Below are 13,495 nucleotides of genomic sequence, written 5' to 3'. Positions count from 1 at the left end.
GGACCATTGCCGTCATATTGCTTGTGCTGTGGTTGCTCGGGTTTGCCGTGTTTCATATAGGCAGTCTCATTCACCTTGTGCTTGTCATCGCCGTTATCGTGGTCGTTGTTCGCCTCATTCAGGGTAGAAAGGTCCTCTGAGGGAGCGGGTTGAAATGGACAGGGAGTCGCAGGGGGCACATGAAAAAAGGTCCGCAAACAATTGGTTTGCAGACCCGCGAATTCGTCAGGCTGAATACCCCGCTGTATGGTCCGGATCCCGCGCTCAGGGGACGAAGTAGATGCCCGCTGAAATCCAACGCAAGGAAGAAAATGAATTCCGCAGTGCGGTTTCTCCACCGCCAGGAGATTTGACAATTGTGCTGGCCATCTGTGGCGGTGTCGTGGCGGGCATGATGCCACGAATTGCCTGCTCAGCCATCGGTGTGAGCCCGCTCTCCGGACTGTAGAGATTATCTACCGTGTACCATGTCGTGTGTCCCTCAGCCCAGCCGAAATTGAAGTGAAGTTGATTTCCGCCGGACACACGGTACCCGTCGCAAACAAGGGCATGCGAATAGATCGTGTAGAATAGAGGCCGGCCCGCCTGGAGTTCCTGCCGGAGTGCCGCGAACCACGAGGTGGCGGTGCAGGAACTGCGCATGACAACGTTCTCGCCGGCGGCCATGCCGAAGTAGTTCTGAAAGGCAGTCATTACCGGGCCGGGGACATACGCGCCGGAGCCGCAATGTCCGTACATCATGTTTACGGCCACGCCGGTTTCATAGCTGATGTGAGCGACGGCATCCTGCTGAGCTTGAGGAGAATTGATTGTAACAACGTTCCCGGCGTTGGCCCAATCATACGGATCACTGAACGACGCGCCGAGGATTGCGCCGGGAGTTGCCTCACCGCAAGAGCTGTCACCGGGCCACGAATAATTGTGGGAGCCTGTGCCACCGGCGGGAGATCGCCAGTACGCAAGGATCTGAGACATGGCGGTGGCGACACAACCCACGGCACAGCGGCCACCGCTTCCCATCGGACAGAAATTGTTGAACGGCGCCGTCTGGTGCCAGGCGGTCTTACAGAGCGGGCCGGTGTCCAGCCTTTCATCCAAGGGGTGAGCGTTCGTCTCGGCGTCGGCGGCGCGACGGAATACGTCATAGGTTGCCGCATAACTCTGCCAGAGGCGATGATCCTTTTCGACTTGTTCGCGAGCCGGTTCCATTTTCGGAGCGCTCCGGGTCATATCCAGTGCGGACTGCGCCACGCGAATTTTGTTCGCGAGATCCTTTTTGACAAGCGCGACCAGGCCGCCCTCGTCATTCACATAGAAATGTGATGCGGTCGAATAGGCGGTCACCGGCGGGAGATCCTTGTACGCCGGCACCACGACGTAGCCGTTTCCCTGAGCGGAGACATAGCCAACCAGTTGTCCGTCGTAAAAAATGTCCTGCAGCACGGGTGCACTATCATCCATAGGATTGCTGAGAGTCCAGTGCATCTCACGGCAATAGTGCATCCAGTTTTGCACCACGGCGGAAGCCGCATCACGGCTGGCGCCGGTCAGCGGTGACGCATCGCTGACGGAAAGTCCGACAACAGCATAAGCCACGATCAGAATCATGGCTGCGCAAATACGCATGGCGAATGCTATTTTCACAATTCGTCCCAGGATCCGGTGATTCCGACCTACTTTCGGCCGGGTACAATTGAGGGCTTAAACGGGAAACGAATTTGTTGCGGTGGTACAGAGCAGAAATCCGTTCAAGCTCGACTACTCCGATTTCTCGAGCTTCGTGTGCCGGGCAAACGAGGTGCTCGAACTTGCTTGATCTAAATTAGACATTGATGTCGCCTTTGTCAAGCGGAAGCGCTGGCCTTTAAACTGCTTGTGACCTCGTACCTCAAATTCAGCAATTGCATGAAGATTCGGGAGAATAGCGCGGCGGTGCGCTTCCCATAGCACGAGGGCGGGAAAAGGACGGGAAGAAGTGACGGGGGTTGAGAATATCAAGCCACATCACAAAAATGGCGTAACGGCCACTCGTCATTAGCACTTGACAACACTGATTTCTGTATCGGAGCTTAACGGAACGAGCGATTTTTCAAATCGTGGAGCACCACGAGGTGAAAACCGTCTCACCGATTGAGGACGCAAACTCGTTAGGAATAGAGAGGCTCGCCTCTCGCCCGGTCTGTCCCGAACGGTGTCAGTCACGTCAAAAGGTTTGTCTATTTGTACCCCCTATGGCTCATGTAAGGAGTTGCATGAATAATCTCGAATGGCACTTGTTTACGATTCGCACGCAGATCGAAATGCGCATGCAGCAGCTTGATCTGAGCCGGGAATTCCGGTCGAAAGTGGTAGAGATCATTTCCCAGATGACGGACATACCCCGCTTGTCCGCTCTTGCCCGGCGGATGGACGCGAAGAAGAAACGCATGCCCGAAGACTGACCTGTCGTGCTGTGGTATGGCTCTGGACGGACGGAGGAACTTGACACCATGTATAGGGGTTGATTTGTATAGATACAAACAATTCTCATTGTTCCTGTTGTCTATGCTAAGTTGGCTCCTCTGCATAATGCAGGTTCTTAGTCCGCATTGTCTGTGTCTGACTGTTTCGTGGCACAAACGGAGTGTTCGCAGGCCCTATCACATTAAGAAGGATTTATGAAATGAAGTCTATTATTTTTCGCTCTGCGCTGATCGTCGCAGCACTATTGGCAGCCGCCCATCAGGCTCCTGCTCTGGTGAATCTGACCAAGTACACCTTTCCGACCAGTACTTCACAGAATGCGTACCTTACCGGAAATTTCAACCTCAGCGGCACCAATGCCGACAGCACGCAAACAGGCTACAACCTGTCGGCGGTGGCAAATTATGATCTGTTTTACCGCTCGCTTCCGTTCAGCTACAACTTCGACGTTGTAGGCAATATCGTTTCCGCCAAGGCGGTCACCCAAGGGGCGAAGAGCCAGGATGCCTATGATGTCCGGGCGACGACGCGGGGCAACAGGTACTTTTCCAATGACAAGGACTATTTCGGCTTTGGCGCGGCTACCTTCGAGTACCGCAAGCAACTGGGTGTGGACACGACGGACGATCCATACGCGGATGTCTCGGCGGGCGTCGGCTACGGACGAACGATTGACGCCACCGTGCTGAAGCAGGCGTGGCGGATGCAGGAAGACTGGAAGCGGTTCGGCGTGATTAAGGGTGACCTGTCCGATGATCAGCTCATTGCGCTGGCACGGATCATTGACCGCAAGGGCGAATTCCAGTCGAAGTACGGACCGGTGGAGTACCGCAAATACTGGTATGAAGCGATGGAGCAGGTGGTACGGGATGCCAATGTTCTGACCGGGCCGAATCTCGGCGCCATGGGCATCATTCGCATCCAGGAAGTGCTGGATGAACCGACGGGAAGGCGCATTACCGGCTGGGAAGCGCGCCTCGGTGGCGGCGTGGTACTGCACAATTTCAACGGTAAGAAGGGCGATCCCTTTGCCTCCGCCGAACTGGACTGGTCGAAGCCGCTGAGCATTGACCTGCAACTCAACGATAATTTCTATTCGCGTGCCGTTTTCGCCACGGATATGTCTTACCTTGTGGGCGACTACTTCCAGGTCTATTACGAAATTACCAACCGGATCGACTGGGACAATTCGGTACGCGCGGAGTTCAATATTCCAACCGCAACCGGCGCCAAGACGGATGTTTCCGGGAATTTCACGAGTGCCTTTCTGTTCTATCTGGAAAACCGTCTGACTTTCGGACCATCCTTCGTGGTCAATTATCACGACAACGGCGTGGATAAAGCGCTAACCAACTGGTCGCTCCTCGGCAGCATCACCTACCGCTTGCGCTGAGCCATCGGTCAGTGGGGTGGCTCTTCCCCCCCGGCAATCAACCTCTTAACAGATGCTCCATCAGGAGCTCTTCGCAGGCCTCTGTCACGGGAAGGTTTGGACTCCGACGCCCTTCTTCGGCTTGGCGATAGGTACACAGGTGGCATGAGCGGGGGCACACTCCCCCAAGTCGAGAAGGATTTGAAAATGGTTAACATTTACGTAGGCAATCTGTCTTACGAGACCTCGGAAGCCGATCTCCGCAACATGTTCGAAGCACACGGCCGGGTAGACCGCGCCAGCGTCGTCATGGATCGCATGACGAACCGCAGCAAAGGTTTCGGTTTTGTCGAAATGCCCAATGACAAGGAAGGCCATGCGGCCATTGGCGCGCTGAATGAAATGGAAACGGGAGGCCGCAAGCTGATGGTCAACGTGGCCAAGCCCAAAGAGGATCGCCCCGCCCGTCGCGACCGCTACTAAGCTTCGGTTCCATCGTGATGCACCTGAAGGGGCGGAGATGATCCGCCCCTTCGGGGATATGGTCCATCCAGAGTACGGGTTCCGGTGGCGATTCCTTGGGATGGCTGACAAGGTGTGGCGGTTCTCGACAGTGTTCGGACGGAAATCCGACGCGGGCTGCGCGATCGTTGTGCCGGCCGGGACCAATCACACTATCATCACTATTCGATGGCAAGACTACGGAGTAGAGAGACGGCTGCGTGTCCGGCGACTTTGATTCGATGGAGAGACTCACAAAATGAACGATACCACCCCTGCCCGGAAGGGTCCGGTAGAACCGAAGTCCAAAGCCCCGGAGAGAGTCCAAGGGTTCTTTGCCGGTCTTGGCCCCGGGATCATCACGGGTGCGGCTGATGACGACCCGTCGGGCATCTCAACGTATTCGGTAACGGGCGCAGCGTTTGGCTATCTCCCGCTGTGGACGGCGCTCTTCTCGTTTCCACTGATGACTGCCGTTCAATTGATGTGCGCTCGACTCGGCATGGTCACAGGGCGCGGGCTGGCAGGCGTTGTGCGGCGCAACTATTCGCGGTCTGTCCTTTGGGGCGCTTGCGCGCTGCTGATCGTCGCCAATGTCTTTAACATCGGCGCCGACTTGGGCGGCATGGCGGAAGCGAGCGAAATGATGACGGGAATCAAGTCCTACTTCTGGACACCGGTCTTTACGCTGCTGATCATATCGCTGCTCTTCTTTTCCTCGTACAGGCAAATTGCGCGCATATTCAAATGGCTGACCCTCGTTCTCTTTGCCTACATTGTGACCGCCTTCCTCGCGAAACCGGATTGGAGCGCCGTCTGGAGGGCGACCCTGGTCCCGCGCGTGGAATGGTCGAGCGCGTTTCTGGCGACATTTGTCGGCATACTCGGCACCACGATCTCGCCCTATCTCTTCTTCTGGCAGGCATCACAGGAGGTTGAAGACGAGCGGGCCCAAGGGAGAACCACCGTCGAGCAGCGAAAGGGCGCGACCGACAGAGAACTCAGAGGAGCAAGAACAGATGTCTTGATCGGGATGTTCTTCTCGAACCTCGTCATGTACTTCATTATCCTGACAACCGCCGCGACGCTGCACGCGCATGGGAAGATACACATCGAATCGGCCCGCGAAGCGGCTGAAGCACTGCGCCCCTTGGCGGGAAAGGGAGCATACCTTCTCTTCACGCTTGGATTGATCGGGACGGGAATGCTCGCGGTTCCCGTGCTGGCCGGTTCCGCTGCCTACGCGGTGGCAGAGGCAAGAAGATGGCGGGGGACGTTAGAGGATCGTCCGGGTATCTCGCGCAAGTTCTACGCGGTGGTCGCCATCTCGATGGTGCTTGGTCTGGCGTTGGACTTTGTCGGTTTCAACGCGGTGAAGATGCTCTTCTATTCGGCAGTGCTGAACGGCGTGCTGGCGCCCCCGTTGATTGTATTGGTGGTGTTGCTGACGAGCAAGGCTGAGGTCATGGGGACGCGAGTCAGTTCACGGCCGCTGCGCTATTTAGGCTGGATAACGGCGGGGATCATGACGGCCGCGGCAATCGGGATGTTTGTGACCATGTAGCATGCTGAATTATGTGAGATCTAATGATGACTAAAGCGGATATTGAAATAGCGGTTGAACCGTCTCCCGGGAAACGTGCCTACGCCGGCTTGCAAAGCCTCTTCGAGGGCACCGCGCAGCTCGTCCTGTTCACGTTTCGTTACGTTCGCAAGGTGCTTCAACCGCCGTACGAGATCAGTGAATTCCTGAAGCAGTGCTATCTGATCGGCAATAAGTCGTTGCCGCTGGTCGCCATCACAGGCTTCATCATGGGGCTCGTGCTGACGATTCAGTCGCGCCCGACCCTGCTGCAGTTCGGCGCCGAGTCGTGGCTGCCGGCGATGGTCGCGGTTTCGATCGTGCGAGAAATCGGTCCCATTATCACCGCGCTGATCTGTGCCGGCAAGATAGGTTCCGGCATCGGGGCTGAACTGGCCTCCATGAGAGTGACCGAGCAGATTGACGCCATGCAGGTGTCGGGTACGGACCCCTTCAAATACATTGTCGTGACGCGGGTTCTGGCGGCCACGATCATGATTCCTGTGCTGACGATCTTCTCCGACGCCTGCTCGTTTTACGGATCGTTTCTGGGAGTCAACCTGCGGGGGGACGTCAGCCTGACCTTGTTCTTTTCGCAGGCCATGGCAAGCCTCACGTTTATAGATATTCTGCCCGCGTTCATCAAGACCTTTTTCTTCGGATTCGCCATCGGCCTGATCGGAGCCTTTAAGGGGTACAATGCCAACAGCGGAACCGAGGGCGTGGGAAGAGCGGCAAACTCCGCCGTCGTAATGGCCTCCCTGTCCGTATTCATTATTGATTTGGTCGCCGTGCAGATTATCAGCGTATTCATGTAACGTCAGGTATTGAAGAATGGAATTACTGTCATCAGAGATTGAAGCGAGGGGGGTGACGCCGGTGCAGGAATCCAGCGGAGCGAACCCGTATGTGATTGAGATCAAGCACCTGAAGAAATCGTTTGCCACCGCCGATATCCTCAAAGACGTCTCCTTGAATGTGGCAAAGGGAGAAAGTCTGGCGGTGCTGGGAAGGTCAGGAGCGGGAAAATCGGTGCTCATCAAGTGCCTGGTGGGGCTGCTGGAACCGGACGAGGGAACCCTTATTCTGTTCGGCAAGGATATTTCGACGATCGGAAAGAAGGAGCTGACGGGCCTGCGGAAGAAGATCGGCTTTCTTTTTCAGAGCGCGGCGCTGTACGATTCGATGAGCGTACGGGAGAATCTCGAATTCCCCCTGCGGAATCTGAAGCCCCGGCCTTCGCGCACCGAAACGGATGAGCTGGTCCGCGACGCGTTGAAGAGTGTGGGACTGTCCGACTCCATCGACAAGATGCCCTCAGAACTCTCAGGCGGAATGCGCAAGCGTCTGGGACTGGCGCGCACGCTGATTCAGAAACCCGAGATCATGCTGTACGACGAGCCGACCACGGGACTCGATCCGATTACCGCGCGGGAAATCAGCACGCTCATTCTGGAGGTGCAGAAAACCAACCGGACAACGTCCATCATCATCACCCATGATATGGAATGCACGAAAATCACTTCGAACCGGATCGTCGTTTTGGAAGGCGGCCTTTGCGTGGCGGAGGGTACGTTCGAGGAGCTGGAAAACTCGCACGATGAGGAAGTGAAGTCATTCTTTGAATGGCAAACCGATTCGCATCAATGATGTGAATTCGCATACGAAGGAATGTTAGTCATGATTAAAAAAGCAACAACCCATATCAAGCTCGGAATATTTATCACGATCGGCTTTGTCCTGTTTGCCGTGGCGATCTATGTCGTGGGCATGAATCAGCAACTCTTCAATAGGACCTTTCACATCAGCGGAATCTTCAACGACGTGAGCGGTCTGCAGGCGGGCAACAACGTGCGGTTTTCGGGCATTACCGTCGGCATCATCCAGCGCATAAAGATGGAAAGCGACACCACGGTGCGCGTGGACGCGTCCATCAACGAAGACGTGCGGCGGTTCATAAAGAAAGACGCTGTAGCGGTCATCGGAACCGAGAGCCTGATGGGAAACAAGGTTCTTGTCATCACGCCCGGCACCAGCAATCTGCCGGAAATCGAAGATGGGGACACCCTCAAGACGAATGCACCTATGAATATTGACCAGTTAATGGGTACGGTTAAAAAGACGAACGATAATCTGGCCGTGATCACCGGTGATCTGGCCGATATCGTCCACTCGATCCGCGAGGGTAAGGGGACGATCGGGCAACTGCTGATGGACAGTACCTACTTGACCGTCCCGATTGCCAATGCGATCGGCATCACCAACGATGTCAAAGGGATGGTGGCCTCCTTTCGCCAGGGCACGATTGGGCAACTGATGATGGACACAACGCGTCTCAAAATCCCGATTGACAACGCGATTCAGATCACCAGTGACTTGCAGCAGATGATGGAATCCATACGCCTGGGCCACGGTATCGCGGGAAGGCTGATCTCGGATTCGGCGGCCGCACTCGCGATGGATACCATGATGATCAACATTCAGCAGGGAACGGAGAACATGAAGTTTGTGACGAAGAAGGCCAAGAAGAGTTTCCTGCTGTGGGGATTTTAGACGCTGGGGGAGGCATTGGCGATGGACTCCGACCTTGCTGGTTCTGACCTGCCTGCGGGTTGACGATTCAGGGGATGTTTTTGTTGATGTTGGCAAGCTGACACGGTTGACGTGCTTTTGCGCCAGCGGCTGATGTTGGAAAAAGAATGACAAGATCATTTTTCCACCTACAGCCGCTTTGATTGTTATATGAATTCTCCATATATTCAAATAGGGCTGTAACTCCCGGCGTAAGTTGAACAATGTAATGCGAGTATGATTCATCTCGAACGAGCCTTCCGTGCGTAAGAAAGACAAAGAACCCACGTCACAGGATCGGCGTAAGCAGGCCGAAACCCTACTCACCGCAAGAGTCGCGGAGGGGGGGCAGAGTGCGGCCATCACGCCGGAAGAAGCGTTGCGGCTGGTGCACGAACTCCAGGTCCATCAGATTGAACTGGAGATGCAGAACGAAGAGTTGCGGCGCGCCGAAGAGGAACTCAGACTGTCACGCGACCGCTATTCCAGTCTGTATGACTTTGCTCCTGTTGGCTATGTGACCTTGGATGCGCAGGGCGCGATGGTCAAGGCCAATTTGATGATCGCGCGAATGCTGGGGGTTGAACGCGGCAGGCTGTTGGACCAGACACTGGCGCGCTATGTGGCTGCGGACGCGAGGAGCGCTTTCGAGGCGTATATACAGGCGGCCCGCCAGTCGGAGGTCCGGGTTCCGCTGGATGCGACACTGGTGCGTGCCGACGGCACGACCTTTCCGGTGCATATGGATGGCCTCGCCCTTGAAGTCCCAGACGGCCCGCCGCAACTGCGGCTCAGTATCAGCGACGTCAGCGTCCTGCAGGCCACGATGGACGCGCTGCGGCAGAGTGAAGAGCATTTTCGCACGCTCGTACAGCATATTCCGGATGTGACATGGACGGTGGATGAGCGCGGGCGGCTCACCTATATCAGTCCGAATGTGGAGCGGCTGACGGGCTTTACGGCAGCCGAGATTTTGGAGAGCAAGCCCGATTTCTGGGAAGAGCGCATTGAGCCTGCGGATCTGGACGCGGCTCTGCAGGCGTTTCAGGGACTGGCGAAGGGCAGGGATATCTACGAAGTCGAATACCGCTTCCGGCACAAGAGCGGCGAGCAGATCTGGATTCAGAGCCGCAGTGTGCGCACCTTTGAAGTGAACGGGAAGCAGCGCACGGACGGCATTCTTAGCGACGTGACGATCCGCAAGCGGGTGGAAGAGGCGCTGCACCAGGCTGCACGGGACGTCGAGCGGCAATCGCTGGAGCGGGCGACGCAAATCCGGCAACTCGAGCAGCAGCGGGACGCCATGACGGAAGAGGTCACCGCCGGGCGGGTCGCCGCAACAGTGATTCACGAAATCAACAACCCCCTGGCCGGCATTCTGAATTCCTTCCGCCTGATTCGGAAAGGAATATCACCGGACCATCCCTATTACCAGTTTCTCGAGCTGATTAACCGCGAACTGGAGCGGCTGGCCCAGTTAGTGCGGAAGATGTACGGCTACGGACAACCCGTAACCGAGGTGAACGCGCAGTGCGATCCCAACCGGGTGCTCGATGACGTCCTGATGGTCATGGCGGCGGATGTGGAGTCCCGCCGCATCAAAGTGCGGGTGGACGTTTCCTCCAAGGCCACAGTGAAGATAAGCGAGAGCGCCTTGAAGCAAGTGTTGTATAACCTGTACACCAACGCGCTCAAGGCGTCACAGGAGGGAAGCGAAATCGGATTTGCCATTCAGCAGTCGGGAGGTATGGTCCACATTGCGGTTCAGGATCATGGCAGCGGCATCCCGGCCCACATTCTGCCGCACATTTTTGATTCCTTCACCGATGGTATAGCAGCCCGCCGGGAGAAGGGAATGCATGTCGGGTTGTCCACCTCGCGCACACTGGTCGAGGGGGCAAACGGAACACTCGAACTGAGCACTGCGGAAGGAAAGGGAACGACCGTCGTGGTGCAACTTCCCGCCGCCCAAACCGTGGAACAGCAACCATGAATCAGACCCATCGCGGCAAGAAGCCGGGCACCCAGCGCAGAGAGCACGCCATGACGCAGCCGTCGCCGGAGGCTGCGGACGGACACGAAAGCGGGCCTTCCTTTGTGGTGGGAATCGGCGGCTCCGCAGGGGGACTGGAGGCCTTCAGCAGCTTCTTTGAGGCCATGCCCCCGGACACAGGTATGGCCTTTGTGGTGATTCAGCATATGGATCCGGACCGCAAGGGGGTTATAGCGCAATTGCTGCAGAAGCACACCCCCATGCCGGTAACGCAGGCGACAGACGGATTGAGGACTCAGCCGAATCAGGTGTACGTGATTCCGCCGAACTGTGACTTATCCATCTTGCGCGGAACGCTGCACTTGATGGAGATGATCGAGCCTCGGGGGCAACGCCTGCCGGTCGACTATTTCTTTCGCCAGCTCGCCGCCGACGCCGGGGACCGGGCCATCGGCGTGATCATGTCGGGGATGGGGACCGATGGGACGCAGGGGATGCGTTCGCTCAAAGAGCACTTCGGACTGGTGGTCGTGCAGGACCCGCAATCGGCAAAATACGACAGCATGCCGCGCAGCGCCATTGCCACGGACCTGGTGGACTTTGTCGCTCCGCCACCGGAACTGGCGGCCCGGATCGCGGATTACAGCCGCCGGTCTGTGCATCTTCCTATCCCGGAGCATCCCGCGATTGTCACGGGCGGTGATCCCTTGCAGAAGGTGTTCGTGCTGCTGCGGAACCGGACTGGCCATGACTTCACGCTCTACAAGCGCAATACGATCGATCGCCGTCTGGCAAGACGGATGGGGATCCATCGCATTGACGATCTGGCGCATTATGTCCGCTATCTGCAGGAAAATAATGCGGAGCTGGATCTGCTGAGTAAAGAACTCCTGATCGGTGTCACCCAATTCTTCCGCGATCCCGAGGCCTTTACTGCGTTGAAAGAACGACTGCTTTCGCGGCTCACGGCGAACGGTCCCGAGGGCTCGCCGTTCCGTGCCTGGGTCGCCGGCTGCTCTACCGGCGAGGAAGCCTACTCGGTAGCCATCACTGTGCAGGAATGCCAGGCGGCTCTCCCTGCAGGCGCCGACATGAACTGTCAGATCTTTGCGACGGACCTGGACAAGGTTGCCATTGAAAACGCGCGGCGGGGACTGTTCCCCCCCAATATTCTGGCGGATCTGTCCGAAGAACGGCTGCAGCGGTTCTTCCGGCGGGAAGGCGACAATTACGGAGTGCGCAAGAACATACGGGACAAGATCGTGTTCGCGCCGCAGGATGTCATCATGCATCCGCCGTTTACCAAGCTGGACCTGATCTGTTGCCGGAACCTGCTGATCTATCTGGTTCCGGAATTGCAGCAGCGGCTGCTGTCCATGTTCCATTACGCGCTGAATCCCGGCGGCCTGCTGTTTCTGGGTTCGGCGGAAACCATCGGCGCGCGGGCGGACCTGTTTGCAACACTCGACTCCAAGTGGCGTATTTATGAGCGCAGGGCTACGTCGTCCGCGCGGCGTTCGCTGCCCGAGATGCCGGTTGTGCCCGCGATCCGCGCGAGCGAACGATCCTATCCCAATTCCGTTCTGCTGCGGGAAAAAGAGATGGCCCCTGATCCTGTCGGTCGACTGCTGGCGGAACTCTACGCTCCGCCGTCGGTCGTAGTGACCCCTCAGGGAGACGTGGTGTTCGTGCATGGCCGCACCGGCAAGTACCTCGAGCTGCCCGCCGGAAAGACCAACATGAATCTTTATGCCATGGCTCGTGAAGGGCTGCGGCTGGAGTTGAACCGGGCGGTGCGGCAAGCGGCCGTACAGCCCGAGGAGATCAGGGTCGAACTGGCAGATTTCGAAGTGGATGGCCACCCCCAGCCGGTGACGATTATTGTCCGGCGCATTGACCAGCTGCAGACCATGCAAGGCTTGGTGCTGATCACTTTTGAAGACCCCTCGAGCCTGGTCGGCGCCGCAACCGCAACACGCCGGCGACGGCGCCGCCTGAAGGGGAAGGACTCGGAAGCGGAAACGTCGCTGAAAAAGGAACTTGAACAGACCAGTGACCTGCTGCAGAGCACGATGGAGCAGATGGCCAGCGTGCAGGAGGAATTGACCTCCACCAATGAGGAAATGCAGTCCGCGAATGAAGAGCTGCAGAGCACGAATGAAGAACTGGCGACGACCAATGCGGAGCTGGAAAGCAAGGTTTCGGAATTGTCCGTGGCCCATGACGACCTGACCAACCTTATGAACAGCGCGGAGATCGCCACGATCTTTGTGGATGGCGGTTTCCATATCAAACGCTTTACCGCCGAGGTCACTCACCTGGTGAACCTGATTCCGGCGGACGTCGGACGTCCCCTGTCGCATGTGATGACCAATCTGGTGAACTGCGACCTTGACGAACGGGCCCGCGAAGTGGTGCGCACTCTGGTGCACCGGGAGGAACATGTCGAATCCAAGGACGGCCGCTGGTACCTTCTGCGCATTCATCCCTACCGCACACGAAATGATGTGATCGCCGGCGCGGTGCTCACCTTCACGGACATTACGACGATCAAGCAGTTGGAGCGCTCTCTAAGAGACAGTGAGCAGGGGGCGCAGGAGGCCATGACCTATGCGGAGAATATCGTTGCCACGGTCCGCGAGCCGCTGCTTATCCTCGATAGTACGTTCCGGGTCGTCTCGGCAAACCGGTCTTACTATCAGTTCTTCAGAGCAGCGCCGGAAGAAACGGAAGGCAGGCTGTTGTCCGAAATCGGCGGGGGACAGTGGCATAACCGGCTGCTCGAGCAGCAACTCGAAACCGTGCTGCCAGGTCACACGGAGATTACCGGATTTGTTTTGGATTTTGACTCCGCGCCGACAGGACGAAGGAAGCTGATTCTGAATGCGCGCCGTGTCCGTAATAAGCACCTCAGTCAGGACTTGATTCTGCTGGCGATGGAAGCGAAGGACGAAAACGGAGCCAGTTGAAGGAACGGGCACGCAAAGGGGTCGTTCGAAGACTCGATTACGGG

General features: G+C 57.1%; 11 protein-coding genes. 10 read left to right on the top strand and 1 reads right to left on the bottom strand.

Features of this window, described 5'->3' with window-relative positions:
- The first annotated feature begins 23 nt into the window (after positions 1–23).
- The gene (locus tag VGL38_07940; GenBank protein ID HEY3295355.1) at positions 24–140 is read left to right on the top strand and encodes a lmo0937 family membrane protein; all 117 of its coding nucleotides are present in this window, start codon (positions 24–26) and stop codon (positions 138–140) included.
- 124 nt (positions 141–264) lie between these two features.
- Here VGL38_07940 and VGL38_07935 read toward each other — a convergent pair whose 3' ends face one another.
- On the bottom strand, positions 265–1,626 hold the full coding sequence (locus tag VGL38_07935) for a C10 family peptidase (protein HEY3295354.1): 1,362 nt from the start codon (positions 1,624–1,626) through the stop codon (positions 265–267).
- A gap of 626 nt (positions 1,627–2,252) precedes the next feature.
- Between VGL38_07935 and VGL38_07930 the strand changes: the two genes are divergently transcribed.
- The 9 genes from VGL38_07930 (at position 2,253) to VGL38_07890 (ending at position 13,451) form a co-directional block, all read left to right on the top strand.
- Positions 2,253–2,441, top strand: a complete 189-nt coding sequence (locus VGL38_07930) for a hypothetical protein (GenBank protein HEY3295353.1) — start codon at positions 2,253–2,255, stop codon at positions 2,439–2,441.
- 221 nt (positions 2,442–2,662) lie between these two features.
- Complete coding sequence (locus VGL38_07925) at positions 2,663–3,856, top strand: hypothetical protein (protein HEY3295352.1); 1,194 nt, start codon at positions 2,663–2,665, stop codon at positions 3,854–3,856.
- 186 nt (positions 3,857–4,042) lie between these two features.
- Complete coding sequence (locus tag VGL38_07920) at positions 4,043–4,318, top strand: RNA-binding protein (protein ID HEY3295351.1); 276 nt, start codon at positions 4,043–4,045, stop codon at positions 4,316–4,318.
- 277 nt (positions 4,319–4,595) lie between these two features.
- Positions 4,596–5,900, top strand: a complete 1,305-nt coding sequence (locus tag VGL38_07915; GenBank protein ID HEY3295350.1) for an Nramp family divalent metal transporter — start codon at positions 4,596–4,598, stop codon at positions 5,898–5,900.
- Positions 5,901–5,923: 23 nt separating this feature from the next.
- Positions 5,924–6,736 (top strand): ABC transporter permease, encoded by an 813-nt coding sequence (locus VGL38_07910; protein HEY3295349.1) that lies wholly within the window; start codon positions 5,924–5,926, stop codon positions 6,734–6,736.
- Positions 6,737–6,752: 16 nt separating this feature from the next.
- Positions 6,753–7,568, top strand: coding sequence for an ATP-binding cassette domain-containing protein (locus tag VGL38_07905; protein HEY3295348.1), 816 nt, complete (start codon positions 6,753–6,755; stop codon positions 7,566–7,568).
- A gap of 30 nt (positions 7,569–7,598) precedes the next feature.
- A complete protein-coding gene (locus VGL38_07900; GenBank protein ID HEY3295347.1) occupies positions 7,599–8,471 on the top strand; it encodes an MlaD family protein in 873 nt (290 codons plus the stop codon).
- Between the two features lie 280 nt (positions 8,472–8,751).
- Entirely contained in the window at positions 8,752–10,482 is a 1,731-nt protein-coding gene (locus VGL38_07895) for a PAS domain S-box protein (GenBank protein ID HEY3295346.1), read from the top strand.
- Positions 10,479–13,451, top strand: coding sequence for a chemotaxis protein CheB (locus VGL38_07890; protein HEY3295345.1), 2,973 nt, complete (start codon positions 10,479–10,481; stop codon positions 13,449–13,451). The genes VGL38_07895 and VGL38_07890 overlap by 4 nt, the downstream gene beginning before the upstream one ends.
- The last annotated feature ends 44 nt before the right edge of the window (positions 13,452–13,495 follow it).

The sequence above is a fragment of the bacterium genome (assembly GCA_036504735.1).
GTDB lineage: Bacteria > Electryoneota > RPQS01 > RPQS01 > RPQS01 > DASXUQ01.
Note: the sequence above shows the minus strand (reverse complement) of the source record. Positions and strands in the feature narration are given on the sequence as shown.